Consider the following 24,674-nt stretch of genomic DNA (forward strand, 5'->3'; position numbering starts at 1 on the left):
CTGGGTGCCGGGGTGCTGACGCCACGCATGGCGCAGGGTAGGTTGTCCCCATGGCGAGCGAACAGACCACCCTCACTGTCCCGGGACCGCACGGCGAGCGCGAGATGCGCGTTTCCAGCCCCAGCAGGGTGCTCTGGCCGGATCTCGGTCTGACCAAGCTAGACCTCGCACGCTACATGGTGGATGTGGGGGAGGCGTTCATCGCCGCGAACGGTGACCGGCCGGTGGCGCTGCAGAGGTACTCGGACAATGTCGAGGGGGACCAGTTCTTTTCGAAGAACCCGCCCAAGGGAGCACCTGACTTCATCCGCTCAGTGAACGTGACCTTTCCGAGCGCACGCTCGCACCCCATGCTGGTCCTGGACGAACCCGCCGCGGCTGTATGGGCGGTGCAGATGAATACGGTGGTGTTCCACCCGTGGCCGTCCCTTACAGCGAACACCGATAACCCGGACCAGCTGCGCATCGACCTTGACCCGCAGCCGGGCACAGACTTCGACGACGCCGTCCCGGCTGCCCTGGCGCTGAAGGAGGTGCTGGCGGAGGCCGGGCTGGACACGTTCGTCAAGACATCCGGGAACCGCGGCCTGCACGTCTATGCTCCCATCGAGCCCAACCACGAATTCCTGGACGTCCGCCACGCGGTGATCGCTGCGGCCCGCGAGCTGGAGCGGCGGATACCGGACAAGGTCACCACGGCCTGGTGGAAGGAGGAACGCGGCGTGAAGGTGTTCCTGGACTTCAACCAGGCGAACCGGGACCGGACCATCGCCGGCGCGTACAGCCCCCGCGCGCTGGCCCATGCGCCGGTCTCCTGCCCCATCAGCTGGGACGAACTGGGCAGCGCGGATCCCAAGGACTTCACCATCCTGACGATCCCCGAGCGGCTCAGGACCGTGGGCGATCCCTGGGCAGACATGAAGGCGCATCCGGGCACCATCGACGTGCTGTTGGAGTGGTGGGAGCGGGACCTCAAGGCCGGGCTCGGCGAACTGCCGTTCCCGCCGGACTACCCGAAGATGCCCGGCGAGCCCCCGCGGGTGCAGCCGAGCCGGGCCCGCAAACAGGACTGAGTCCGTTCCAGCCGGTCCTCGCGTACGAGGAAGGGCCTACTCGAACCGGGACGGGTCGCCGGTGCCGCGACGCACCACCTCGGCCACTCCGCTGGAATAGTCGATCACCGTGGTGGGCTCTGCCCCGCAGTCGCCGGAATCGATGACCGCGTCCACCTCGTGCTCAAGCCGTTCCTTGATTTCCCAGCCCTGGGTCAGCGGGTCTTCCTCGTCCGGGAGCAGCAGGGTGCTGGAGAGGAGGGGCTCGCCGAGTTCGGCCAGCAGCGCCTGGACCACCCGGTTGTCCGGGATACGCACGCCTACGGTCTTTTTCTTCGGGTGCAGCAGCCGGCGCGGCACCTCCTTGGTGGCCGGCAGGATAAACGTGTAGCTTCCCGGCGTGACGGCTTTAATGGCGCGGAAGACGTCGTTGCCGATGTTCACGAACTGGCCCAGCTGGGCGAAGTCCTTGCACACCAGCGTGAAGTGGTGCTTGTCGTCGAGCTTGCGGATATTCCGGATCCGGTCCAGCGCATCCTTGTTGCCCAGCTGGGCCCCGAGGGCGTAGCAGGAGTCCGTGGGGTAGGCGATCAGCCCGCCGTCGAGCACGATCTTCACGGCCTGCGTGATGGCGCGGGGCTGGGGATCCTGGGGATGAACATCAAAGTATCTGGCCATGCTCCTGAGCCTACGACAATTGGCGCCCCGGCCAGTAGACAGGCACGGCGTCGTGAGTAGACACCGATCGCGTATAGGTTCAGGGAGGATAGGTTCAGTCAGCCGGGTAAGCGCCGGGCGGACAAACGAAAGGTGGCAGCATGCCGGTGTGGCTTCAGGCGTTGATGTGGGGAGCCGTGGCCGGTGCCGCCCTGGTGCTGGGGGCCGCCGCGTCGTGGAAATGGGTCATTCCGTCCAAACTGGTCTCCTCGATCATGTCCTTTGGGGCGGGCGTGCTGATTTCGGCACTGGCGTTCGAGCTCGTCGCCGAAGCGGTTGATGGCGGGGGCCTGTGGCCCACCGTGACCGGATTCCTGGCCGGCTCCGTGGTCTACGTGGGTGCGAACACGCTCCTCACCCGGGCCGGCGCAAAACACCGCAAACGCTCAGGCGGCCAGCAACCGTCGGAGCAGGACAGCCCGGGCAGCGGCACGGCCATCGCCTTCGGCGCCCTCCTCGACGGGATCCCGGAGTCGATAGTGCTCGGCGTCGGACTCGTCACGGCGGGATCGGTCAGTCCGGCCATGCTTGCGGCTGTCTTCATTTCCAACGTTCCCGAGGGTCTTTCCGGAACTGCCGGGATGAAGAAGGCAGGACGCAGTACCGGCTACATTTTTGGAGTGTGGGGAGGCATAGCCGTCATGTGCGGGTTCGCCTCACTGCTCGGGTACGTGGCGCTGGAGAACGCTCCGGACGCCGTCATCGCCTTCATTACCGCGATCGCGGCGGGCGGGATCCTGGCGATGCTCGCCGACACCATGATCCCCGAGGCGTTCGAAGAGCACCACAACCTCACCGGACTGACCGCGTCCGTCGGGTTCCTGACGGCCTTCACAGTCCACCAGCTCGCGGGGTGACGTCCCGCCGTCGTCAACGGTCAGCCCACGTGCACCCACGGCCGCTTGGTGACATCCGGTTCGGCTTCGCGGAGGATCTCGCGCGTCACGGGGGCGATCTCGCCTTCGCCCAGCACCAGGAAGCGCAGGAGGTTCACGGCAGGATTTCCTTCGGTCCAGCGGAAGTAGACGTGCGGCATCAGCCCGGTCACATCGCGGATGTGCAGGAGCACCGAGGCGATGGTGTTGGGCACAACCGGTCCGTGGACTTCCAGGACGGCGAACCCGTGCCGCACCACACCCCGGACCTCCAGGGCCGTCTCGAAGTCGGAGGAATCGTCCACAGTGACTTCCAGGAACAGCGGCCGGTAATCAGACGGGAAATGGCTTGCTTCGGTGGATGAGGCCAGTTTCTGCCGGTAAGCGTCCGCCGACTGGCGGAGCGGCTCGTGGGCGATAATCCCGATCGGCCCGCTCAGGTTCTCCGCCATGAACTCCAGGGCCTGCGTGTCCAGCCGGACGTGCGTGGCGTGCAGTTCGAAGGACCGCAGCACCCTCGAGAGCAGCGAGATGCTGATGATCCCCAGGATGAAGAAGCCGGCAATCCGGATGCCTTCGGGACGTTCAAAGATATTGGCGACCGTTGTGTAGACAAACAGCATCGTGATGATGCCAAAGCCGATGGTCCGCTTGCGCTGCTGAAGCCGGCGGGCCGAGAGTGTCACGGCCACTGCAGCCGAGGTCATCAGTACCAGGACGCCGGTGGCGTACGCCCCGCCTTGGGCATCGACGTCGGCCTCAAACAGCCAGGTGATCAGGAACCCGATCAGCGTGAAGACAAGCACTAGCGGCCGGCACCGGCCGCGAGCGCCGCGATGGCCGGCTGGTAGCCCAGCGTGGAGAAGTAGTCCACGCCGGTCAGGCACATCACCTGCCACCAGTGGTGCTTCTTTTGTTTGTCCGCGAGCCCGCCCGGCCCCTGATGGGTGCCCTTGGCATCCTCCAATCCATGCAGCAGCCAACTGCCAAGGGCCGCCTTCCGCGTCGCACGGAGTGCCGAGGGATCGGCAGGGGGTCTGCTCATGGTGGTCATGGGAGCCTTTCAGCCCCGGCATAGCACCGCGGGCACAGCCGAATCTAGTACTGCCCACTCGCCCTGGAGCCGGATTCGGGCGGATCTTGACGCATCCTTAACGTCCGTATGACCAAAGCCACCAACCCCGGGAAAGGCCCGCACGGGACGCGGGGATCCGGGTGGGAGAATGGCGGCATGGCACGGGAACGGATAGTCATTGGCCTCAACGGCAGCGATGACGCAGAACTGCTCATCCGGCGCGCCGCCAGGATTCTCGAAAGGACCGACGGCGGCGAGCTGGTGGGCGTCCACGTCCGCACCACGGGGGGTACCGCGGGCGAGTCTCCCCAGGTTTTGGAGGCACAGCGGCGGCTGGTCAAAGACCTGGGCGGGACCTACCACACCGTTTCCGCGACGGATCCGGCCCGGGCCCTGCTCGATTACGCCCGCAAGTCCAGTGCCACCCATATTGTTGTGGGGCAGTCCCGCCGCGGACCGCTTGCCGGTGTGCTGGCAGGGTTGCTCGCCGGCGGCACCGTGGAAGCCCGGGTGGTCCGCGGTGCGGGCGACGTTGATGTCCAGGTAGTTCCCCGCGTCCCGCCCCAGCGGAACGCACCACGCCGGCGGCCTGACCTGGGCCGCACCAGGGTTGCCATTGGCTTTGCGCTCGCAGCAGCCCTGCCCGCCCTGCTGCAGCTGATGCTCGCAGCCTTCGACCACAGCGTTGCCACCGCCGTCCTGATCCAGCTTGCCGGCGCCGTTGCGGTGGCGCTGGTGGGCGGGTTATGGCCTGCCGTGGTCGGCGCGCTGTGGAGCAGCGTGCTGGTGAACTACTTTTCCACGCCGCCCCTGGGGGACCTGGCGATCAGTGATCCCCAGGACCTCCTCTCCCTGGCCGTTTTTGTGGGAGTGTCGGTGGCGGTCGCCGGGGTGGTGGACGGGTCTGCCCGCCGGTCCAAGGAGGCTGCCCGCGCGCAGGCGGAGGCGGCGACGCTGGGCGACCTCGCTCTGGGTGCCTCCCGTTCGGAGGACACCCTGGACGGGATCCTGGCGGAGGCCCTGGACGTTTTTGGTGCCACCGGTGCCGGCGTGTACAGCAGCCGGGAGGGCACAGCGCAAGGTTCGGGTCCGACGTCGAGACCCTCCGGAGTCCGCGGCGCAGACGGCGGGATCTGGTCGCTCGTGGCCGGCGCGGGGGATATCCCCGGGTGGGAGCATGGCATCACCGGACTGCCGGGCAGCACCGCGGAACCGGTCGACGCCGACACCCGGCTCGTGCTGTTCGGCCGGGAGGAGCCGGCAGTGGAAAGCCGGTTGCTGGGTGCGTTTGCGGTCCACGTGAAAGCCCAGCTGGAACGCCGCCAGCTGGCCGTCAGCCGGCGCGAGGTGCTGCGGCTGGCCGAAGGGAACTCCATGCGCACGGCGATCCTGCGGGCGGTGTCCCACGACCTGCGGACGCCCCTGGCGGGGATCAAGCTCGCCGCCGGTGGCTTGCTGCAGCGGACCGTCACCTATACGCCCGCGGAAGAACGGGAGCTGCTGGAAACCATTGACGAATGCACGGACCGGCTGGACCAGCTGGTGGGAAACCTCTTGGACATGTCAAGGATCACCGCCGATTCCGTCCGGCCGCTGCTGGGACCCGTGCGGTGGAGCGAGGTTGTTGCCCCGGCCCTGCGCGGGCTCCCGGACGGTACAGTCCGGGTGGAGCTGCCCGCCAACATGCCCACAGTGGAAGCCGACCCGGTGCTGCTGGACCGCGTGATCGCGAACATTGTGGAAAACGCCGTCAAATACGCGCCGGGTTCGGGGATCACCATCACCGGCACGTCCGACGGCATGGGGGCAGCCACGCTGGATGGCTATCCGTCCGGCGAACTGCGGATCATCGATCACGGCGCCGGTGTGCCCGCCGGGAAGGTGCTGGAGATGTTCCAGCCGTTCCAGCGGCTCCACGACCGGCCCCAGGCCACCGGAGTGGGACTTGGCCTGGCCGTCGCCGACGGGTTCGTCAGGGCCATGGGCGGCACGCTGACTGCACAGGAAACTCCCGGCGGCGGGCTGACCATGGTGATCAGGCTGGCCCTTTCCACCGGCTCGCCGGGTGCGCGCCACGCGGCCGGCCAGCCGCGGCAGGAGGCCATATGAACACGGACCAGGCTGATTCTTCCGGCACGCAGGGCGGCCGCCGTACCAGTGTGCTGGTTGTCGACGACGATCCCCACCTGTTGAAGGCACTCCGGATCACGCTCCAGGCCCACGGCTACGCCGTGGAGTCAGCGTCCGACGGCGGCACGGCCTTGCGTGCCGCTTCCCACCGTCCGCCGGACGTGATCATCCTGGACCTCGGACTGCCGGACCTGGATGGAGCGGAAGTCCTGCGGGAACTCCGTCGGTGGAGCAACCTGCCCGTACTGGTGCTGTCCGCACGCCACGGCTCATCGGACAAAGTCGACGCCCTGGATGCGGGTGCGGATGATTACATCACCAAGCCGTTCGGACTCGATGAGCTGTTGGCCCGACTGCGGGCGCTCCTGCGCCGCGTTCCGGATCCGGCGTCGGTACCCACGGTGGCCGCTACCTCCTTCACCGTGGACTTGGCCCAGCGGCAGGTCACGAGGGACGGGGACGTTGTCCGGCTGACGCCGACCGAATGGAACATCCTGGAACTGCTGGTCCGGAACCCTGCCCGGCTGGTGACCCAGCAGCAGCTGCTGTTGGACGTCTGGGGACCGGCCTACCAGACGGAAGCCAACTACCTGCGTGTGTACATGGCCCAGTTGCGGCGGAAGCTGGAGGTCGATCCCGGGAAACCCCGCCATCTCCTCACCGAACCTGGTGTGGGATACCGCTTTATGCCCTGAAAACTGCGGGGCATCAGGTTGCCGTGAACCCCTATGAAGGCGGCGGGAAGTGCGGCAGGATGTTGACTGTTCCGAATCCGAATCCGTTCTGTACTTCAAGGAGAACCGGCCATGCCAACGACGCTCAACCCCTACCTTGGCTTCCGCGAGAACGCCCGCGAGGCGATGACCTTCTACCAGTCCGTCTTCGGCGGCGACCTGGCCCTCAGCACGTTCGGGGAGTTTCACGCCAGCGAAGATCCGGCGGAAGCCGACAAAATCATGCACGGCATGCTGACCTCCAGCAACGGCCTGGTCCTGATGGGGGCGGACACGCCGAACGGTATGGACCTCGCGACCGGCAGCTCCATTTCGGTTTCGCTCAGCGGCGACGACGAAGCCGAACTGCGCGGCTATTGGGAAAAGCTGTCCGCCGACGGCGGCACGGTCACCGTTCCCCTGGAACCGGCGCCCTGGGGCGATATCTTCGGTATGTGCACCGACAAGTTCGGCACCGCCTGGCTGGTCAACGTCAACAACCCCCAGGCCGCTCCCGCGTCCTAGGCTCCCACGTCAAACCAGGGCATAGAACGACGGACCGAAGGCCTTCTCTGCCTAGGAGACACCGCTTATCCGCGAGTCCTTGAGCAAGGGCTGCACGCAATGCAACCATTGATGCGTGCAGCCCCGCAATCATTTAGGGGCCGCTCCGGGCTTGCCGGCCTGACCGGGAGCGGCAGTGCGGAACGTCACCCTGTACCTGGACGTCGACGGCGTCGTTTGCCCGTTCGGAGCAACGGGCAAGACGCCATGGGGTTCCGGCTGGATACTTGCGAACGCCGGCGTGCTCGAAGTGGCGTATGCGGGCCAGCTGGTTGACGGGCTGAACTGGCTTTCCCGGTTGCCTGGAGTCCGGTGCGTGTGGCTCACCAGCTGGGAGGAGATGGCCGCGGAATACTTGTGCCCCGCCATCGGACTTGCAGGCGGCCACTGGCCCTGCCTGACAGCGGATGGTGCCGGAACGGGGGAGGGGTGGTGGAAGCTTGCCGCCCTCCAGGAGGACCTGGTGGCCAACGCCCCGGATGGCATCGTGTGGATTGACGATCAGCTCCGCTATGAACAGGAAGCATTAGCGTGGGCCGGATTCCTGGGCCCACGCATCCTCACGGTGTCGCCCGATCCGCGCCGGGGAATCTCTCCCGCCGAACTGGCCGCCATCGGTGCGTTTGTCACGGAGCATCTGTTTTTGACCTGATGCCCGGGACGCGTACGATCGATAGGGTTTCGCGCCGGTTCTGTTAACTCCACAGGTCATTTCACATGAACTGCAGGTGAATAATGTGTTGCAGGGCACGGCGGGTAGCGGAACTGCTGAACGTCGACTCTGCAGATTGGGCAACAGGTGGATATCACCTTTATGGTGGCGCTGGTCATCGGACTGGCATTATTTTTCGACTTCACAAATGGATTCCATGACACCGCGAATGCGATGGCTACGCCCATCGCCACCGGTGCCATTAAACCGAAGACCGCTGTGACGCTCGCCGCAATCCTGAACCTGGTCGGTGCCTTCCTCTCGACGGAAGTGGCCAAAACAGTCTCCGGCGGCATCATCCGGGAAGGCTCCGACGGTGTCCAGATCACGCCGGACATTATTTTCGCCGGCCTTATGGGTGCCATCCTCTGGAACATGATCACCTGGCTCAAGGGACTGCCGTCGAGCTCATCCCATGCACTCTTCGGCGGGCTGATCGGCGCGGCCATCGCCGGCATCGGGTTCAATTCCGTGAACCTGGAAACCCTGCTGCAGAAGGTCATCCTGCCCGCCATTTTCGCCCCGCTCATTGCCGGCCTTGTGGCGTACCTCTGCACGCGGCTCGCGTATGCCTTGACGTCCCGGCACGATCCTGAAACCGGCAGCAAGCTGACGCAGAAGCGGGGCGGGTTCCGCACCGGCCAGATCTTCACGTCCAGCCTCGTGGCGCTGGCCCACGGAACCAACGATGCACAAAAGACCATGGGCATCATCACCCTGGTGCTGATTTCCGCCGGCACCCAGTCCCCGGGTTCGGGCCCGCAGTTCTGGGTCATCACGGCATGCGCCCTGGCCATCGCCGTCGGCACCTACGCAGGTGGCTGGCGCATCATCCGGACCATGGGTTCCGGGCTCACCGAGGTCAAGCCTGCCCAGGGATTCGCAGCCGAGACCAGCACCGCCTCTGCCATCCTTGCGTCTTCCCACCTGGGTTTCGCCCTGTCCACTACCCAGGTGGCGTCCGGGTCCGTCATCGGGTCCGGAATGGGCCGTAAGGGCACCACGGTGCGCTGGAACATGGTGGGCAAGATCGCCCTGGGCTGGCTGTTTACACTTCCCGCCGCCGGCGTTGTGGGCGCGCTGACCGCGCTGCTCGTGAAGACCGGCGTGGTGGGTGTGGTGATTGCCGCCGTCGCCGGCACCGCCGCGGTGCTGTTTATGTTCGCCTACTCCCGCAAGTCCGCGGTGGGCCACCACAACGCCGTGGAAGTCGAAGAAGCGGGCCAGGCCGTCCGCTTTGCTAAGAAGAAAGCCTTCGCCCGGGCCCGCGCCAAGGCGAACCAGCACAAGGATGTTCAGCGATGAAGTGGTTGGAACTCTTGACAGTGGCAGGTGCCACCCTGGTGTCCGCAGTAACGGTTGTGGTCCTGTATTCGCTGGGCGTGCGGCTGACGGCCATCGCCGGTGACGCCCGGCAGGCCTCACCCCGCGCCAAACGCTACTTCGCCTACGCCTGCTTTGGCCTCTGCGGCATGGCTGTGATGTTCGGGCTGTACCTGATCATTCCTTACTTCAGCAAGTAGCCCTTCAGCCCGTCCACACCGCAGGGCTACTCTGGTTCCATGTCCAGGATCCAGTATTTTGTCGCGGCCTCCATCGACGGGTTCATCGCCACAACGAAGGATGATCTCGCCTGGCTTCTTGAGTTCGACGGCTTCGAGGGCGGCAAGGAAAGCTACGAAACCTTCATGGCCGGCGTCGGCTGCATTGTTATGGGCGGCGAGACGTATGCATGGCTGATGGAGCACGAACCCGGCAACTGGCCGTACCCTTCCACACCCTGCTATGTGTTTACCCGGCACGAGCACGTTGCCCCGGCCGGCACGGACATCACGTTCGTCCGCGGACCCGTCGAGGAGTTCATCCAGGATTTCAGGGACCACGCCGGCGGCTTGAACGTCTGGGTGGTGGGCGGCGGCAACCTCGCTGCGCAGTTCGCCAACGCGGGACTGCTGGATGACCTCATCCTTTCTGTCATCCCCGTGGTCCTGGGCGACGGCAAACGGCTGCTGCCATTGGAGGGCCCGACGTCGCCACTTGAGTTGACGGCGTCCCGCACCTTGGGACGGGGCATAGTGGAGCTCCGCTACACCCTCACCTCCCCGGACCCGGCCGGTTAGGAGCTTCCCGCCTGAGGCGCTTAGGCCACCGCGGACCCGTTGTCCCGCAGCATGTTGGTGATGCGTGCGGTGGAGAGGCGGCGGCCTTGTTCGTCGGTCATCACGATTTCATGCGTTGTCAGTGTCCGGCCCAGGTGGATCGCGGTGCACGTACCTGTCACGGTGCCCGCGGCGATTGCACGGTGGTGGGTGGCGCTCACTTCGATGCCCAGGGCGTGCCTGCCTGCGCCTGCGTGCATCCCGGCGGCGAAGGATCCCAAGGTTTCGGCCAGCACCACATGGGCGCCGCCGTGCAGGATGCCTGCCACCTGGGTGTTCCCTTCCACCGGCATGGTGGCCACCGTTCGTTCCGGGCTCATCTCGAGGAAGTGGATCCCCATCTTCACCACCAGGGCACCGATGCCCAGGCTGCCGAGCCAGTCGTGGAGGTGCGCCGGGATGCCTGCTGTGACCAATTCCTCAGTGAAGGGCCCGGGCGTGAAATTGTCCATCATGGGAACTAGGCTGGCACTTGTGAGTGAAACTACCAAACCGGCCCCTTTCCCGTCCGAGACCGCAGTGCTTGACGCTGATGCTGCCCTGCAGGACATCAACGTCCTGCCGGCCGGAGGCCAGGTTTCCGCCACGGAAGCCCCCGTGGTTCCCATCACCGGACAGCCGCGGCTCCTGGTGCTGGATGGCCACTCGATGGCGTTCCGCGCGTTCTTCGCCTTGCCGGCGGACAAGTTCTCCACCGCCAACGGTCAGCACACGAACGCCATCCACGGCTTCACGTCCATGCTCATCAACCTGATCAAGGAACAGAAGCCCACCCACATTTGTGTCGCCTTCGACGTCTCGGATGACACCACGCACCGCAAAGCCGAGTACAGCGATTACAAGGGGGGACGCAACGAAACGCCCCGTGAGATGAGCGGCCAGATCGACCTCATCGACAAGGTCATGGGCGCCTGGGGCATCAAAACCATCAAACTGCCCGGCTATGAGGCCGACGACATCCTGGCCACCCTCGCCGCCATGGGGGAAAAGGCCGGTTTCGAGGTGCTGCTCGTCTCGGGCGACCGTGACGCCTTCCAGCTGATCACGGACAACGTTTTTGTGCTGTACCCGCGAAAGGGCGTCAGCGACATTCCCCGGATGGACGCGGCAGCCATCCAGGAAAAGTATTTTGTGACGCCCGCCCAGTATTCGGACCTGGCCGCTTTGGTGGGGGAGACCGCGGACAACCTCCCGGGTGTGCCGGGCGTCGGCCCGAAAACCGCGGCCAAGTGGATCAACCTTTACGGCGGTCTTGAGGGCGTCCTCGAGCACCTGGATGCGATCGGCGGCAAGGTGGGCGATGCCCTTCGGGAAAACGTGGAGGACGTCAAACGCAACCGACGCCTGAACAGGCTCCACACGGATCTCGAACTTCCGCTCACCCTGGACGATCTCGCGGAACCGCGGCCGGACGAAGCCGCGCTGGAGGCTTTGTTCGACGAACTTGAATTCAAGACCATCCGTACCCGGCTCTTTGCCCTGTACGGCAGTGAAGAGGTGGAATCTGCGGAGCGCGAAACCATCGCCGCGCCGGACTTCGTGACTCCCGCAGGGGCCGCCGAGCTGGGTGCCTTCCTGGCGGCCGGCGCTGGCAAGACGTCCGCAGTGGCCGTCGACCTGGTGCCCGGGCGGATCGGCGAGGACGCCGCCGCACTGGCCATCGTCCGCGACGATGCCGCCGTCTATATCGACCTCGCCACGCAGGACGCCGCAGCCGAAAACGTCCTGGCGGACTGGCTGCGCGATGAAAGCTCGCCAAAGGTCATGCACGGCTACAAGGCTGCGTTGAAGGCCCTGTCCAGCCGTGGCCTGGGACTGGAAGGCGTGGTGGATGACACCTCAATTTCCGGATACCTCATCCAGCCGGACCGCCGCACCTATGAACTCGCCGAGTTGGCCCAGCACCACCTCAACGTCAGTGTTCCGTCCGAGGCCTCCAAGGCGGGCCAGCTGGAGCTGGCGTTCGACGGCGACGACGCCGCCGCTGCCGGCGCGCTGGTCCAGGTGGCGGCCGTGGTCCAGGCCCTGAGCCGGCACTTCGCATCAGAACTCACCGAACGCAAGGCTGGGGACCTGCTGACCACCCTGGAACTGCCCGTCAGCCGCGTGCTGGCCGACATGGAAACCGCGGGCATCGCCATCGACCTGCCGCGCATGGACGAGCAGATCGCCGATCTGGCCAAGGTGATCGACAACGCACAGGAACTTGCCTTCGCCGCGATCGGCCACGAGGTTAATCTGGGATCGCCCAAGCAGCTGCAGACCGTGCTCTTCGACGAACTCGAATTGCCGAAAACGAAGAAGATCAAGTCCGGCTACACCACCGATGCCGCGTCGCTGAAGAACCTGCTGGAAAAGACCGGCCACGAATTCCTGGTCCAGCTGATGGCGCACCGGGAGTCCTCGAAGCTGCGCCAGATGCTGGAGTCGCTCAAGAAGTCCGTGACGGAAGATGGCCGGATCCACACCACCTACGCGCAGAACGTGGCAGCGACGGGCCGAATCTCCTCCAACAACCCCAACCTGCAGAACATCCCCATCCGCAGCGAGGAAGGCCGTCGCGTCCGCGGCATCTTTGTGGTCAGTGACGGCTACGAATGCCTGCTGTCCGCAGACTACTCACAGATCGAAATGCGGATCATGGCGCACCTATCGGGCGACGCAGGCCTGATCCAGGCCTACCAGGACGGCGAAGACCTCCACCGGTTTGTGGGCTCGAACATCTTCCACGTGCCCACCGAAGAAGTCACCAGTGCCATGCGCTCCAAGGTCAAGGCCATGTCCTACGGCCTCGCCTACGGCCTGACTTCGTTTGGCCTGTCCAAGCAGCTGGAAATTTCCGTGGACGAGGCCCGCACCCTGATGAAGGAGTACTTCGACCGGTTCGGCGCCGTCCGCGACTACCTCCGCGGAGTGGTGGACCAGGCCCGGGTGGACGGCTACACGGCCACCATCGAGGGGCGACGCCGCTACCTGCCGGACCTCACCAGCACGGACCGGCAGCTGCGCGAAAACGCGGAGCGCATCGCACTGAACTCACCCATCCAGGGATCGGCCGCGGACATCATCAAACGCGCCATGCTTGGCGTGCACGCTGAACTGGCGGCGCAGGGCCTGAAGTCGCGCATGCTCCTGCAGGTCCATGACGAACTGGTCCTTGAAGTCGCCGCCGGCGAACGTGTTGCGGTGGAGAAGCTCGTCACCGAGCAGATGGGCTCCGCCGCGGACCTCAGCGTCCCGCTGGATGTCCAGATCGGCGTGGGCCCCAGCTGGTACGACGCCGGCCACTAGGCTGCTGGAACGGGCTGCTCGGAAACGAATGAGTTGCCGGGAACGAATGGGCGGGGCGCGATGGACAAGTACGACGTCAAGAAACAGTTCAAGGATCTGTACGCGCCCCGGGCCCGGGACTTCGAGGTGGTTACCGTCCCTCCGCTGAGCTACCTGATGCTGGACGGGCAAGGTAATCCGGGGACGGCCCCCGCCTACGCCGCCGCCCTCGAGGCCCTGTATTCGGTGTCGTACGCCGTGAAGTTCGCCAGCAAGCACGCGGGCCGGGACTACGTCGTCGGGCCGCTGGAGGGCCTGTGGACAGCAGACGATCCGGACGCCTTCACCAGGGGTGAGAAGGACAGCTGGAAGTGGACCATGATGATCCATCAGCCAGGCTGGATCGGCGCCGCCGATGTGCAGGAGGGTATCGCGGAGGCGGCGGCGAAAAACGCTCCGGGACTGGACCTGCTCCGCCTTGAGACCCTCGATGAAGGCCTCTCGGTGCAGATCCTGCACATCGGCAGCTACGACGACGAGGCCCCCACGCTGCGCCGCCTGCACAGTGAGTACATGCCGGCCAACGGTTTCGGATTTGCCGGCCTGCACCACGAGATCTACCTCAGTGACGCGCGGAAGGTGGCACCGGAAGAGCTCAAAACCATCCTCCGGCAACCCGTGCGGCGGCTCTGAGGCATGTCCCTGCGGCTCTGCGGAACTTCCTGCCTGCGGGCGTGTTGCTGCTGGCCAGGCCCCGGATTCATTGGTTAGGCTCGGCGGTGTGGCTGAACTGAGTGATGACTACGAAATCCGGCGCTTCCCAGCGGCATCCAAGGGCGAGGCGGGTTATCCGGACGCCGAATCATGGGTGAAGGCGGTCGCATTTGGCTTCCATGAATCCACGCGGACACCGGAGCATGTTGCCAAGTCCTTGGAGACCTACGCAGCTGACCGGCGGATCTTCACCGGCGCCTACCAGACGCGGGAAGTTGCGCCTGGGTCGCTCCCCGCGAACGTACCGGTGGCAACCTTCGGCACCCTGCGCAAAACACTCAACATCGGCTTCGGCCGGCTGCTGGAAACGCAACTGGTCACAGCCGTGACGGTCCGGACCTCACATCGGCGGCGCGGCTTGCTGCGCCGGATGATGTCCGAGGACCTGGCCATGGCGAAAAACGATGGCCTGGCAATGGCCGCCCTGACAGCGTCAGAAGGCTCCATCTATGGGCGCTTTGGCTACGGCGTGGCCAGCTTCGAACGGACCGTGAAAGTGGACACCACCGCCCGGTTCCGGCTCAACCATCACGCCGTCGGTACCGTGGACGTCGCGGACCCGCGAGTGCTGCTGGATCTGGCGCCGGTGGTTTTCGACCGCGTGCACCGACTGACGCCGGGATCGATCGGCCGCCAGGACTGGTATCGCCAGCTTGCTTCAGGGTCCTTGGGCCGCGAGGGCAAGGAAGATCCTGCCGTCAAGGCGGCACTGCACTACGGCCCCGACGGCGCCGTGGACGGCTACGTCTCTTACAAATTCCTTGGCTGGGACACCGAGCCCTACACCATGCAGGTGGTGGACCTCGTGGCGGCCACGAACGAGGCGTACCTGGAGCTCTGGCAGTTCCTGGCCGCCATCGACCTGGTGGAACGCATCACGTGGGACGAAGCACCGCTGGATGACCCGCTCACGTGGGCACTGGCCGATCCCCGCTGCATCGACTCCTCAGACAGCCGGGACATGCTCTGGCTCCGCATCCTGGACGTGGCCCGGGCGCTGGAAGCCCGGCATTACCCGCTGGACGGCAGACTGCTGCTCGAGGTGCAGGACCCGCTTGGTCTCACGGCGGGAACGTTTGCCGTGGAGGTCAGCGGCGGCGAGGCCGCCGTCGTGCGTCTGGAAGCTGCGCAGGATCCGGACCTGACGCTGGATGTCTCCGCGCTGTCATCCATCTACCTCGGTGCTGTCAGCCCGGTGACGCTGACGGCGGCGGGCCGGATCCGTGAACACACCCGGGGCGCGGCGCTCCGGGCCCGAGGGATGTTCGCGGTGGAACGCGCCACGCACTGCCTCACGCACTTCTGAGCCCCGGCATTGCAGGCACGCTCGGCAAGGGCCGGTCGTTGCCATGCGCTTTGACCCTCGTTGGCCGCTGCGACTAGAATAAGTGGGCGCGTACTACGTGCGCGTTTCTAGAATCCACAAATCAGGAAGACCCGGAAGATCCCTGCGATCGCCCGAAGACCTGCGCCTGCGTTCCATAACGTGGGCGCGGCGGTCTGCCTGACCGACTAACTATCCACAACGGAGCCCCTACTACATGACCATCACCTCCACCGAGAAGCCCGGTACCCCCGTAGTCGCCATTAACGACATCGGTACCGCTGAGGACTTCCTCGCAGCAGTCGACGCCACCATCAAGTACTTCAACGACGGAGACCTCGTCGAAGGTACCGTCGTCAAGGTCGACCGCGATGAAGTTCTGCTCGACATCGGTTACAAGACCGAAGGTGTCATTCCCTCCCGCGAGCTGTCCATCAAGCACGACGTTGATCCCGGAGACGTTGTCTCCGTTGGCGATCTCGTCGAAGCCCTGGTGCTCACCAAGGAAGACAAAGAAGGCCGCCTGATCCTCTCCAAGAAGCGGGCTCAGTACGAGCGCGCCTGGGGCGACATCGAGAAGGTCAAGGAAGAAGACGGTGTTGTCACCGGTACCGTCATCGAGGTTGTCAAGGGTGGTCTTATCCTCGACATCGGTCTGCGCGGCTTCCTGCCCGCATCCCTCGTCGAGATGCGCCGTGTGCGCGACCTCGCTCCGTACATCGGTCAGAAGATCGAAGCCAAAATCATCGAGCTGGACAAGAACCGCAACAACGTTGTGCTGTCCCGCCGTGCCTGGCTCGAGCAGACCCAGTCCGAGGTCCGCTCCACGTTCCTCAACAAGCTGGAAAAGGGCCAGGTCCGTCCCGGCGTCGTTTCCTCCATCGTCAACTTCGGTGCCTTCGTGGACCTGGGCGGCGTAGACGGCCTCGTTCACGTTTCCGAGCTGTCCTGGAAGCACATCGACCACCCGTCCGAGGTTGTCGAAGTTGGCCAGGAAGTCACTGTCGAGGTTCTCGAAGTCGACCTGGACCGCGAGCGTGTTTCACTGTCGCTCAAGGCTACGCAGGAAGATCCGTGGCAGACCTTCGCCCGCACCCACGCCCTCGGGCAGGTTGTTCCGGGTAAGGTCACCAAGCTCGTTCCGTTCGGTGCGTTCGTACGCGTCGAAGACGGCATCGAAGGCCTCGTGCACATCTCCGAACTGGCAGTCCGCCACGTGGAGCTGGCTGAGCAGGTTGTCTCCGTTGGTGACGAGCTGTTCGTCAAGGTCATCGATATCGACCTCGAGCGCCGCCGCATCTCCCTCTCCCTCAAGCAGGCCAACGAGGGCGTTGACGCCGAGTCCACCGAATTCGATCCGGCTCTCTACGGCATGTCCGCTGAGTACGACGAAGAGGGCAACTACAAGTACCCGGAGGGCTTCGACCCGGAGTCCAACGAGTGGCTTGAAGGCTACGAGAACCAGCGCGCCGTTTGGGAGCAGCAGTACGCTGACGCCCAGACCCGCTGGGAAGCACACAAGAAGCAGGTTGCCCAGCACGCTGCCGATGACGCTGCAGCTGCAACGTCCGGTGACAGCGATTCCGGCACCACCAGCTACTCCTCCGAGCCTGCTGCCGAGTCCAACGCCGGGGCCGGTACCCTTGCTTCGGACGAGGCTCTTGCAGCTCTGCGCGAGAAGCTGACCGGCAACTAATTCCGCCTCTCCCTTCACCGGGAACAGCTGAATAGCCACGAAAGGACCCCCGCCGTTTGGCGGGGGTCCTTTTGCGCGTAGGCGGTGTCCGACAGCTTGGGGCCCAGCCAGCACCAAGAGACCAACCGGCGCCAGGGTCAGCCGCGGGCGGGGTCGATGTTCGGGTTGAGGTGGAAGAAGTTCGTGGGGTCGTACTGCCTCTTGACGGCGACGAGGCGCTGCCAGTTTTCCCCCCAGCCGCGCCGGCTCACCTCCGGCCCCGTGTCCGCTTCAACGTTGAGGTAGCTGCCACCCGGCACATAGGCGTCCAGCGCTTGTGCCGTTCGTTTCGTCCACTCGATCATGGACTGGTCGTCTACGGAGTTGTCCCACGACGTCGGCAAGTCGTACGCGAACTGGGCTGTTCGGTGGGCGAAGGCGGTAGCAGAACCGGCCACGTCGCCGATCGCTCCACCCAGATGGTGGAAATCGATCTCCAGGGCCGGGTGGGGTGCATTGGCGAAGGCCTCCACTGACAGGTCGACGGCGGCCCGTGGCAGTGCTTCCATCAGGCCGGTCTTCATGTAGTAGCGGCGGCCCCACGGATACTCCTCGTCAGACATCGACTGCATGAACAGGAACGGCCGCGGGCCGCTGAGATCAATGCTCGGTGGACCGTATTCGCGCAGGGGCAGCACGGCCGCCAAACCGTCAGGAATGTCCCCGCACCACATCCCGGCCACGCCGACGGCTGGCGCTCCATGCATCGCTTCCGGATACGGATCGCTCCGGGGGACGTTGAAGAGGAATATCAGGGATGTGAGTTCGCGAGGCGCGTCTGCAGCGAAGTCAAGGTAGCGCTCGAAAACCTCGTGGACCTGCTCAAGAGGCCAGGCAAGCAGCAGGGCAAGCACGTCCCGGCGTACCTCCTGGGCCTGGAACTCGAATCCCGTGACGATGCCGAAGTTGCCGCCGCCTCCGCGCAGTGCCCAGAACAGCTCGGTGTTGTCATCTGCCGAGGCGTGCAGGAGATTGCCGTCAGCGGTCACCACTTCCGCAGAGATCAAGTGGTCGATTGTCAGCCCGTACCTGCGCATAAGCAGTCCGACCCCGCCGCCGAGGGCAAGGCCTCCAATGCCGGTATGCGAGACGACTCCCGACGGAACCGCGAGACCGAATTCCTGCGTGTGCTGGTCGATCTCTCCGAGAAGGCAGCCGCCTCCCACCCGGACCCTCCGGGAGGCAGGGTCGACACTGATGTCCTTTAGCCCCGCCAAAGAAATCACCATCCCGCCGTCGCTGGTGCCGAAGCCGGGCAGGCTGTGACCGCCGCAACGTACGGCAGCATCAAGCTGGTGCTCGCGCGCGAAGCGGACCGCGGTCTGGACTTCCGCTGCGTCCGTGCAGGTGGCGATGAGTGAAGGCTGGCGGTTGATCATCGCGTTCCAGACCCTGCTTTGTCCGGCATAGTCCGCCTCCCCGGGCGTTGTGACGGGCAGCCTCAGGGCCGAACGAAGCCGGGAGACCTGTTGTTCGGTGACCGGGTGAGGAACAGCAGCGTCCATCCCCTGATGCTATTCCTGCGGAATGCCTGCGGGAAGACTGGCCTGATGACGTTCCGGAGGCTGGAGGAGCCCAAGGCGGGCGCGGACCGAACCACGTTCCTCGGAGAGGGTCGCGCCGGCCGAACGCAGCAGCGCCTGGGCCGCCCGGTTGGCGGGAGTCGTTGCCGCCTCGAGCACGGTGGCACCAGCGGCTGCGGCCGCGGCGGCCACGAGCTTGAGGGCCAGGCCGCCGAGGCCTTGGCCCCGGAAACTCCGGCCCAGCCAGATGCCGGTCTCCACGACGCCGGGTCTTGTGCGCTTCAGCCTGATGGAGCCGGCGATCCTGCCACCGTCCACGATGGCCCAGCTCTTCTCCTGGGACGCGCCGTCGAGGCCCGCCATGGCGTCACGGTGGTATTTCCGGAACCATTCGATCCGTTCGGCATTCCAGCCCGTCCCGTTGCCCAGCGGCGGGGTGACTTCGTCAGGGTCCGCGTCCAGCTGCGCCAGCTCCAGCAGCCGTTCCAGCATGGGGTCGTCGACGTCTGCCAGATGGACTTCAGGGCAGCGGGACATCGATCCACTCCGTTCCGGCCGCCGTGAGCACGGTTCTCCCGGCGGTGAGCGACAACACGCGATCGGTGGCGGCAGAAACTTCCGCGGCCTCGTCACGCACGGCCAGGCGAAGGACGGTGTCCTGCGCTCCGTAGGTGGTTTCCGCCATCACAAACCCCGCCGCGCGAAGGTCGTTCTCCAGCCGTCCCGCGGCGGAGTGCGGCACCGACGCGGAACAGATCCGCAGGCGGCTGCGGCGAACCAGTGGGGCCCGTTGCAGGGCCGCGGAAACCGACTCGGAATATGCACGCACCAACCCACCCGCCCCCAGCAGGATCCCGCCGAAATAGCGCACGACGACGGCACTGACGTCGCTGAGGTCCGTCACGCCCGGCGCCGTTTCCCTTTTGATGATGGCCTCCAGCATGGGGGTGCCGGCCGTGCCGGAGGGCTCTCCGTCGTCATTGGAGCGCTGGATGTCCCGGTCCGGCCCCAGGACGAACGCCGAGCAGTGGTGGCGGGCATCGTGGAACTCGCGGCGCAGGGCGGCCACCAGGTCCCGCGCGGTGTCCTCATTCTCGGCGCGGCGCAGCACGGTAATGAACCTGGAGCGTTTGATCTCGATCTCGTGCCGGAACTCCGGCCCCGACGCGAGGGTGGTGTAGGCGGTGGCCCGGCTGTCTTGCTCTTGCACCGCCCTAGTCTAGGCCCCACCGACTCCCTGACTTCGCTGCGCTCACCCAGGGAACCCTGGCGGAGTGGGCCCACTAGTAGGGTGGTTGGATGCTGAAGATCGGTTTGACGGGCGGCATCGCCTCGGGGAAGTCAGTGGTCGCCACACGCCTTTCCGAGCTCGGTGCGGTGCTGGTGGACGCGGACGCGCTGGCCCGGGACGTGGTCGAGCCGGGAACGCCCGGGCTGGCCAGCGTGGTGGAAGCGTTTGGAGCGGAAATGCTCGACGGCGACGGCCGGCTGGATCGGGCCAGGCTGGGTTCCGTGGTGTTCGGCAATCCCTCGCAACTGGCCGTGCTGAACGGCATTGTGCACCCGCTGGTCCGGGCCGCCGCGGCCAGGATCATCGCCACAGCCCCGGCCGGCGCCATTGTGGTCCAGGACATTCCACTGCTCGTGGAGACGGGCCAGGGGAGCGGCTTCCATCTTGTCCTTGTGGTGGACGCGCCCGATGACGTCAGGATCGCCCGGATGCTCGACCACCGCGGCATGACGGCCGAGGACGCCCGGTCACGGATGGCTGCCCAGGCCTCGCGCGAGGCGCGGCTGGCCGCTGCCGACGTCGTGCTGGACAACTCCGGATCACTGGCGGACGTGACGGCGCAGGTGGACCGGCTCTGGGCCGAACGACTGGTGCCGTTCGCGCGCAATCTCCGGCGCGGCGTCAGGGCGGTCAGGGCAGGCATGGCAGTCTTGTCGGTGCCGCAGCAGGACTGGGCGGTCCAGGCTGCACGGCTTAGCGCCCGAATCACGGCCGCAGCGCGGGACGACATCCTGGCTGTGGACCATATCGGCTCCACAGCCGTTCCTGGCCTGGCCGCCAAGGACGTCATCGACCTCCAGGTCACGGTGTCCGATCTCAACGCCGCGGACCGGATCGCACCGCTGCTGGCCGCTGCTGGCTTCCCGGCCGTGCCGGGGGTTGGCTTCGACACTCCGAAACCGACGGATCCGGATCCGGCGCAGTGGCAAAAACGCTTCCACGCCAACGCGGACCCCGGCCGCCCCGCCAACGTGCACGTACGGGCGGCCGGATCGTCCGGCTGGCGCTACGCGCTGCTCTTCCGCGACTGGCTCAGGAACGACCCGGAAGCCGCCGCCTTGTATGAAGACCATAAACGCGCGTTGACCGAACAGTTTGCCGGCAGTAAAGGTACCCACGCCTATGCGGAGGCGAAGGAGCCGTGGTTCACGGACGTCGCATGGCCGCGTATGGACGGTTGGGCCGCGCGCACGGGGTGGATGCCGCCGTCGTACATCACCTGAACTCCCGGCCGCTGTGGCTGGCTGTTCGCCGGTAACTTATCCGGCTTTCACTGTCGGTCCCCGGTTGTAGATTAGATGCATGAGCCTTGCCCAGGAGATCAACCGCGTCGTCGCTCCGTTTGAAGTCATCAGCGAGTTCCAGCCGGCCGGCGACCAGCCTGCCGCCATCATCGAACTCACGGAGCGGATCAGGAATGGCGAAAAGGACGTTGTCCTGCTTGGCGCCACCGGTACCGGCAAGAGTGCCACCACGGCTTGGCTCATCGAACAGGTCCAGCGGCCCACGTTGGTCATGGTGCAGAACAAGACCCTGGCCGCCCAGCTCGCCAACGAATTCCGTGAACTCCTGCCCAACAACGCGGTGGAGTACTTCGTTTCGTACTACGACTACTACCAGCCTGAGGCCTACGTAGCGCAGACGGACACCTTCATTGAGAAGGACTCGTCCATCAACGAGGAGGTGGAACGGCTCCGCCACTCCGCCACCAATGCGCTGCTGACCCGCCGGGACGTTATTGTGGTGGCCACGGTGTCCTGCATCTACGGCCTGGGCACGCCGGAAGAATACATTGCCGGCATGGTCACGCTCCGCAAGGGGGCGCAGATGAACCGCGACGACCTGCTCCGGAAATTCGTCTCCATGCAGTACGCGCGCAACGACATGGACTTCCACCGCGGCACGTTCCGGGTCCGCGGCGACACCGTGGAAATCATCCCTATGTACGAAGAACTCGCCATCCGCATCGAATTCTTCGGAGACGAGATTGAGAACATCCACACTCTCCATCCGCTGACTGGCGAACTGATCCGGGACGAGGAGGAAATGTACGTCTTCCCGGCCTCGCACTATGTGGCCGGGCCCGAGCGGATGGCCCGGGCCATCAAGCGGATCGAGGACGAACTCGCCGAACGCCTGGCCGTCCTGGAAAGCCAGAACAAGCTGGTGGAAGCGCAGCGGCTCCGGATGCGCACTACCTACGACCTCGAAATGATGCAGCAGATGGGCTTCTGCAACGGCATCGAAAATTACTCGTCGCACATCGACGGCCGTGCCCGCGGGACCGCTCCGCACTGCCTCATCGACTACTTCCCGGACGACTTCCTGCTGGTGATCGACGAATCCCATGTCACCGTGCCGCAGATCGGTGCCATGTACGAGGGCGACATGTCCCGCAAGCGGAACCTCGTGGACTTCGGCTTCCGCCTGCCGTCGGCCATGGACAACCGACCGCTGAAATGGGACGAGTTCCTCCAACGCGTGGGCCAGACGGTCTACCTGTCGGCCACACCCGGCAAGTACGAACTCGGCAAGGCTGACGGCTTTGTGCAGCAGATCATCCGGCCCACCGGACTGATCGACCCCGAGGTGGTGGTCAAGCCCACGAAGGGCCAGATCGATGACCTCCTCGGCGAGATCAAGACCCGCACGGCAAAGAACGAACGCGTCCTGGTCACCACCCTGACCAAGAGGATGGCTGAGGACCTCACCGACTACCTGCTGGGCCACGGCATCAAGGTCGAATACCTGCACTCGGACGTGGACACCCTCCGACGCGTTGAACTGCTCCGGGAACTCCGGATGGGTGTCTTCGACGTCCTGGTGGGCATCAACCTGCTTCGCGAAGGCCTGGACCTGCCCGAGGTCTCCCTCGTGAGCATCCTGGACGCGGACAAGGAAGGCTTCCTGCGCTCGGCGACTTCGCTGATCCAGACCATCGGCCGTGCTGCCCGCAACGTCTCCGGCGAGGTCCACATGTACGCGGACCGCATCACCGACTCCATGGCCAAGGCTATCGACGAGACCAACCGGCGCCGCGCCATCCAGGTTGCCTACAATACGGAACGGGGCATCGATCCGCAGCCGCTGCGGAAGAAGATTGCCGACATTACCGACCAACTTGCCAAGGAAGACGCCGACACCCAGGAGCTGCTCAACAACAACCGGCTGGCCAAGGGCGCCAAACGTGGCAAGTCTGCGGCCAAGGGCGCGGCACAAGTCCGCAAGGACGGCCTCGCCGCGGCACCGGCCGAAGACCTCGTGGGCCTCATCGAACAGCTGACCGAACAGATGCACGGCGCTGCCACCGAACTCCAGTTCGAGCTGGCGGCGCGGATCCGGGACGAGGTCAGTGACCTTAAGAAGGAACTCCGCCAGATGCAGGCGGCCGGCCACGCCTAGTCCACCCCCGGGCGTCGAAGGGACGTGGCAGTCGGGGCATGTTTCCGCTTGTCGGGACGCCTGCTGTACAGTTAACGTCACGTAGGGGAGTATCCCGAGCGCTACGATCGTCAACACGCCAGGCACAGTTGCCTGGCCGGGCGTAGCGGGCCGCCATTTCAGCACCAAGTGCACAGGCTGGCCGGAGAGACTTACACCATTTCTCTGTACCCTGCGAAAGGCTAACCTGTGCCCGAACTACCCGTGTGGTTCGAGGTCGGCTCACTTGTCGTCCTTGGCCTGATCCTCCTCATTGACCTACTGCTGGTCGTCCGACGCCCCCACGAGCCTTCCATGAAGGAAGCCGGCCTGTGGGTTGCGTTCTACGTCTCCCTGGCCCTGCTGTTCGCCGGGGCCATGTTCTTCTTTACTGGCGCCGAATTCGGCGGCCAGTTTGTGGCCGGCTGGGTCACTGAATACAGCCTCAGCATCGACAACCTGTTTGTCTTCATCATCATCATGGCCCGCTTCTCCGTGCCCCGTAAGTACCAGCAGGAAGTCCTGATGGTGGGCATCATCATCGCCCTGATCCTGCGCGGCATCTTCATCCTCCTCGGCGCCATCGTGATCGAGCAGTTCAGCTGGGTGTTCTACATCTTTGGCGCGTTCCTGCTCTGGACCGCCTGGAAGCAGGCCCAGGACGAAGGCGAGGACGAAGAGGACAAGGAAAACCCGCTCATCGCCCGGATCCGCAAGGTCATCCCCATGTCGGAGAAGTTCGACGGCGGCAAGCTGCGCACCACGGTGGACGGCAAGAAGGTCTTCACTCCCATGCTGATCGTGTTCATCACCATCGGCCTGACCGACCTCCTTTTCGCCGTCGACTCGATTCCGGCGATCTTCGGCCTGACCCAGAGCCCGTTCATCGTTTTCACCGCCAACCTGTTCGCCCTGATGGGCCTGCGCCAGCTGTACTTCCTGCTGGGTGGCCTGATGAACCGCCTGATCTACCTGAAGCACGCGCTGTCCTTCATCCTGGCGTTCATCGGTGTGAAGCTGGTGCTCCACGCCATGCACGTGAACGAACTGCCGTTCATCAACGGCGGCAACCACATCGAGTGGGCCCCGGAGATTCCGACATTCGTCTCCCTGGCCGTCATCGTGGGCACCATCATCGTTGCCGTGATTGCCAGCCTCATGAGCTCCAAGGCAAAGACGGCCCACCTGGACCCCCGCCTCGAGGAAGACGCCAAGAAGAGCCTCAGCGAAGCCGAGTAGGCTGTCGCGTTTCGTTGACGCACACTGCATTTCCACTGATCCCGGCCGCATTGCGGCCGGGATCAGTGGCTTAACTGCCCCCTGTAGGACCTGGCCGCCCA

General features: G+C 65.2%; 22 protein-coding genes and 1 pseudogene. 16 read left to right on the top strand and 7 right to left on the bottom strand.

Annotated features, from left to right (window positions below; genetic code table 11):
• Positions 1–50: 50 nt before the first annotated feature.
• Entirely contained in the window at positions 51–1,073 is a 1,023-nt protein-coding gene (gene ligD, locus NIBR502772_RS13160; RefSeq protein ID WP_141140544.1) for a non-homologous end-joining DNA ligase, read from the top strand.
• A 36-nt stretch (positions 1,074–1,109) separates the two neighbouring features.
• Here ligD and NIBR502772_RS13165 read toward each other — a convergent pair whose 3' ends face one another.
• On the bottom strand, positions 1,110–1,730 hold the full coding sequence (locus tag NIBR502772_RS13165; protein WP_058932553.1) for an L-threonylcarbamoyladenylate synthase: 621 nt from the start codon (positions 1,728–1,730) through the stop codon (positions 1,110–1,112).
• A 140-nt stretch (positions 1,731–1,870) separates the two neighbouring features.
• Between NIBR502772_RS13165 and NIBR502772_RS13170 the strand changes: the two genes are divergently transcribed.
• Positions 1,871–2,626, top strand: coding sequence for a ZIP family metal transporter (locus tag NIBR502772_RS13170; RefSeq protein ID WP_141140545.1), 756 nt, complete (start codon positions 1,871–1,873; stop codon positions 2,624–2,626).
• 20 nt (positions 2,627–2,646) lie between these two features.
• Here the strand turns inward: NIBR502772_RS13170 and NIBR502772_RS13175 are convergent.
• Positions 2,647–3,459: pseudogene (locus NIBR502772_RS13175) on the bottom strand (amino acid transporter); the annotation flags it as partial.
• Complete coding sequence (locus NIBR502772_RS22805) at positions 3,450–3,689, bottom strand: hypothetical protein (RefSeq protein ID WP_246848518.1); 240 nt, start codon at positions 3,687–3,689, stop codon at positions 3,450–3,452. The gene NIBR502772_RS22805 and the pseudogene NIBR502772_RS13175, both read right to left, overlap by 10 nt.
• Positions 3,690–3,875: 186 nt before the next feature.
• On the opposite strand from NIBR502772_RS22805, the gene NIBR502772_RS13180 reads away from it, so the two are divergent.
• The 7 genes from NIBR502772_RS13180 (at position 3,876) to NIBR502772_RS13210 (ending at position 9,958) form a co-directional block, all read left to right on the top strand.
• Positions 3,876–5,828, top strand: a complete 1,953-nt coding sequence (locus tag NIBR502772_RS13180) for a DUF4118 domain-containing protein (protein ID WP_246848519.1) — start codon at positions 3,876–3,878, stop codon at positions 5,826–5,828.
• Positions 5,825–6,544, top strand: a complete 720-nt coding sequence (locus tag NIBR502772_RS13185) for a response regulator (protein ID WP_141140547.1) — start codon at positions 5,825–5,827, stop codon at positions 6,542–6,544. The genes NIBR502772_RS13180 and NIBR502772_RS13185 overlap by 4 nt, the downstream gene beginning before the upstream one ends.
• A 111-nt stretch (positions 6,545–6,655) precedes the next feature.
• Positions 6,656–7,087: a VOC family protein gene (locus NIBR502772_RS13190; RefSeq protein WP_141140548.1), complete on the top strand. Its 432-nt coding sequence runs from the start codon at positions 6,656–6,658 to the stop codon at positions 7,085–7,087.
• A 175-nt stretch (positions 7,088–7,262) separates the two neighbouring features.
• Positions 7,263–7,778 carry an HAD domain-containing protein gene (locus NIBR502772_RS13195; protein ID WP_141140549.1) on the top strand — a complete coding sequence of 172 codons (516 nt, stop codon included), beginning with the start codon at positions 7,263–7,265 and terminating at the stop codon, positions 7,776–7,778.
• A gap of 147 nt (positions 7,779–7,925) precedes the next feature.
• Positions 7,926–9,143, top strand: coding sequence for an inorganic phosphate transporter (locus NIBR502772_RS13200; protein WP_141140550.1), 1,218 nt, complete (start codon positions 7,926–7,928; stop codon positions 9,141–9,143).
• Positions 9,140–9,361, top strand: coding sequence for a hypothetical protein (locus NIBR502772_RS13205; protein ID WP_141140551.1), 222 nt, complete (start codon positions 9,140–9,142; stop codon positions 9,359–9,361). The genes NIBR502772_RS13200 and NIBR502772_RS13205 overlap by 4 nt, the downstream gene beginning before the upstream one ends.
• Positions 9,362–9,400: 39 nt before the next feature.
• Complete coding sequence (locus tag NIBR502772_RS13210; RefSeq protein ID WP_141140552.1) at positions 9,401–9,958, top strand: dihydrofolate reductase family protein; 558 nt, start codon at positions 9,401–9,403, stop codon at positions 9,956–9,958.
• A gap of 20 nt (positions 9,959–9,978) precedes the next feature.
• Here the strand turns inward: NIBR502772_RS13210 and NIBR502772_RS13215 are convergent, their stop codons facing one another.
• On the bottom strand, positions 9,979–10,452 hold the full coding sequence (locus NIBR502772_RS13215; RefSeq protein ID WP_141140553.1) for a hotdog fold thioesterase: 474 nt from the start codon (positions 10,450–10,452) through the stop codon (positions 9,979–9,981).
• Positions 10,453–10,645: 193 nt separating this feature from the next.
• Between NIBR502772_RS13215 and polA the strand changes: the two genes are divergently transcribed.
• From polA to rpsA, 4 genes are all read left to right on the top strand, one after another.
• A complete protein-coding gene (gene polA, locus NIBR502772_RS13220; RefSeq protein WP_246848800.1) occupies positions 10,646–13,288 on the top strand; it encodes a DNA polymerase I in 2,643 nt (880 codons plus the stop codon).
• A gap of 60 nt (positions 13,289–13,348) precedes the next feature.
• Entirely contained in the window at positions 13,349–13,960 is a 612-nt protein-coding gene (locus NIBR502772_RS13225; protein WP_141140555.1) for a GyrI-like domain-containing protein, read from the top strand.
• 97 nt (positions 13,961–14,057) lie between these two features.
• A complete protein-coding gene (locus NIBR502772_RS13230) occupies positions 14,058–15,347 on the top strand; it encodes a GNAT family N-acetyltransferase (protein ID WP_141142071.1) in 1,290 nt (429 codons plus the stop codon).
• 235 nt (positions 15,348–15,582) lie between these two features.
• Positions 15,583–17,061 (top strand): 30S ribosomal protein S1, encoded by a 1,479-nt coding sequence (gene rpsA, locus NIBR502772_RS13235; RefSeq protein ID WP_056339708.1) that lies wholly within the window; start codon positions 15,583–15,585, stop codon positions 17,059–17,061.
• 137 nt (positions 17,062–17,198) lie between these two features.
• Here the strand turns inward: rpsA and NIBR502772_RS13240 are convergent, their stop codons facing one another.
• From NIBR502772_RS13240 to NIBR502772_RS13250, 3 genes are read right to left on the bottom strand one after another with little or no spacing between them, the layout of a single operon-like run.
• On the bottom strand, positions 17,199–18,605 hold the full coding sequence (locus NIBR502772_RS13240) for an FAD-binding oxidoreductase (RefSeq protein ID WP_141140556.1): 1,407 nt from the start codon (positions 18,603–18,605) through the stop codon (positions 17,199–17,201).
• Positions 18,606–18,614: 9 nt separating this feature from the next.
• Positions 18,615–19,160 carry a GNAT family N-acetyltransferase gene (locus NIBR502772_RS13245; RefSeq protein WP_141140557.1) on the bottom strand — a complete coding sequence of 182 codons (546 nt, stop codon included), beginning with the start codon at positions 19,158–19,160 and terminating at the stop codon, positions 18,615–18,617.
• Positions 19,144–19,833 carry a YigZ family protein gene (locus NIBR502772_RS13250; protein ID WP_141140558.1) on the bottom strand — a complete coding sequence of 230 codons (690 nt, stop codon included), beginning with the start codon at positions 19,831–19,833 and terminating at the stop codon, positions 19,144–19,146. The genes NIBR502772_RS13245 and NIBR502772_RS13250 overlap by 17 nt, the downstream gene beginning before the upstream one ends.
• 89 nt (positions 19,834–19,922) lie before the next feature.
• On the opposite strand from NIBR502772_RS13250, the gene coaE reads away from it, so the two are divergent.
• From coaE to NIBR502772_RS13265, 3 genes are all read left to right on the top strand, one after another.
• Positions 19,923–21,137 (top strand): dephospho-CoA kinase, encoded by a 1,215-nt coding sequence (coaE, locus tag NIBR502772_RS13255; RefSeq protein WP_141140559.1) that lies wholly within the window; start codon positions 19,923–19,925, stop codon positions 21,135–21,137.
• A gap of 79 nt (positions 21,138–21,216) precedes the next feature.
• Positions 21,217–23,316, top strand: a complete 2,100-nt coding sequence (gene uvrB, locus NIBR502772_RS13260; RefSeq protein ID WP_141140560.1) for an excinuclease ABC subunit UvrB — start codon at positions 21,217–21,219, stop codon at positions 23,314–23,316.
• Between the two features lie 228 nt (positions 23,317–23,544).
• Positions 23,545–24,573, top strand: a complete 1,029-nt coding sequence (locus tag NIBR502772_RS13265) for a TerC family protein (RefSeq protein ID WP_104061414.1) — start codon at positions 23,545–23,547, stop codon at positions 24,571–24,573.
• The last annotated feature ends 101 nt before the right edge of the window (positions 24,574–24,674 follow it).

The sequence above is a fragment of the Pseudarthrobacter sp. NIBRBAC000502772 genome, assembly GCF_006517235.1.
Taxonomy (GTDB): domain Bacteria; phylum Actinomycetota; class Actinomycetes; order Actinomycetales; family Micrococcaceae; genus Arthrobacter.

Bases quoted from the DNA above. Each gene is read 5' to 3' on its own strand.
- NIBR502772_RS13240 (WP_141140556.1), bottom strand. From the start codon at position 18,605: ATGGACGCTGCTGTTCCTCACCCGGTCACCGAACAACAGGTCTCCCGG.
- NIBR502772_RS13180 (WP_246848519.1), top strand. From the start codon at position 3,876: ATGGCACGGGAACGGATAGTCATTGGCCTCAACGGCAGCGATGACGCA.
- coaE (WP_141140559.1), top strand. From the start codon at position 19,923: ATGCTGAAGATCGGTTTGACGGGCGGCATCGCCTCGGGGAAGTCAGTG.
- NIBR502772_RS13215 (WP_141140553.1), bottom strand. From the start codon at position 10,452: ATGATGGACAATTTCACGCCCGGGCCCTTCACTGAGGAATTGGTCACA.
- NIBR502772_RS13210 (WP_141140552.1), top strand. From the start codon at position 9,401: ATGTCCAGGATCCAGTATTTTGTCGCGGCCTCCATCGACGGGTTCATC.
- NIBR502772_RS13205 (WP_141140551.1), top strand. From the start codon at position 9,140: ATGAAGTGGTTGGAACTCTTGACAGTGGCAGGTGCCACCCTGGTGTCC.
- uvrB (WP_141140560.1), top strand. From the start codon at position 21,217: ATGAGCCTTGCCCAGGAGATCAACCGCGTCGTCGCTCCGTTTGAAGTC.
- ligD (WP_141140544.1), top strand. From the start codon at position 51: ATGGCGAGCGAACAGACCACCCTCACTGTCCCGGGACCGCACGGCGAG.
- NIBR502772_RS13245 (WP_141140557.1), bottom strand. From the start codon at position 19,160: ATGTCCCGCTGCCCTGAAGTCCATCTGGCAGACGTCGACGACCCCATG.
- NIBR502772_RS13190 (WP_141140548.1), top strand. From the start codon at position 6,656: ATGCCAACGACGCTCAACCCCTACCTTGGCTTCCGCGAGAACGCCCGC.
- NIBR502772_RS13225 (WP_141140555.1), top strand. From the start codon at position 13,349: ATGGACAAGTACGACGTCAAGAAACAGTTCAAGGATCTGTACGCGCCC.
- NIBR502772_RS13170 (WP_141140545.1), top strand. From the start codon at position 1,871: ATGCCGGTGTGGCTTCAGGCGTTGATGTGGGGAGCCGTGGCCGGTGCC.
- rpsA (WP_056339708.1), top strand. From the start codon at position 15,583: ATGACCATCACCTCCACCGAGAAGCCCGGTACCCCCGTAGTCGCCATT.
- polA (WP_246848800.1), top strand. From the start codon at position 10,646: ATGGCGTTCCGCGCGTTCTTCGCCTTGCCGGCGGACAAGTTCTCCACC.
- NIBR502772_RS13185 (WP_141140547.1), top strand. From the start codon at position 5,825: ATGAACACGGACCAGGCTGATTCTTCCGGCACGCAGGGCGGCCGCCGT.
- NIBR502772_RS13165 (WP_058932553.1), bottom strand. From the start codon at position 1,730: ATGGCCAGATACTTTGATGTTCATCCCCAGGATCCCCAGCCCCGCGCC.
- NIBR502772_RS22805 (WP_246848518.1), bottom strand. From the start codon at position 3,689: ATGAGCAGACCCCCTGCCGATCCCTCGGCACTCCGTGCGACGCGGAAG.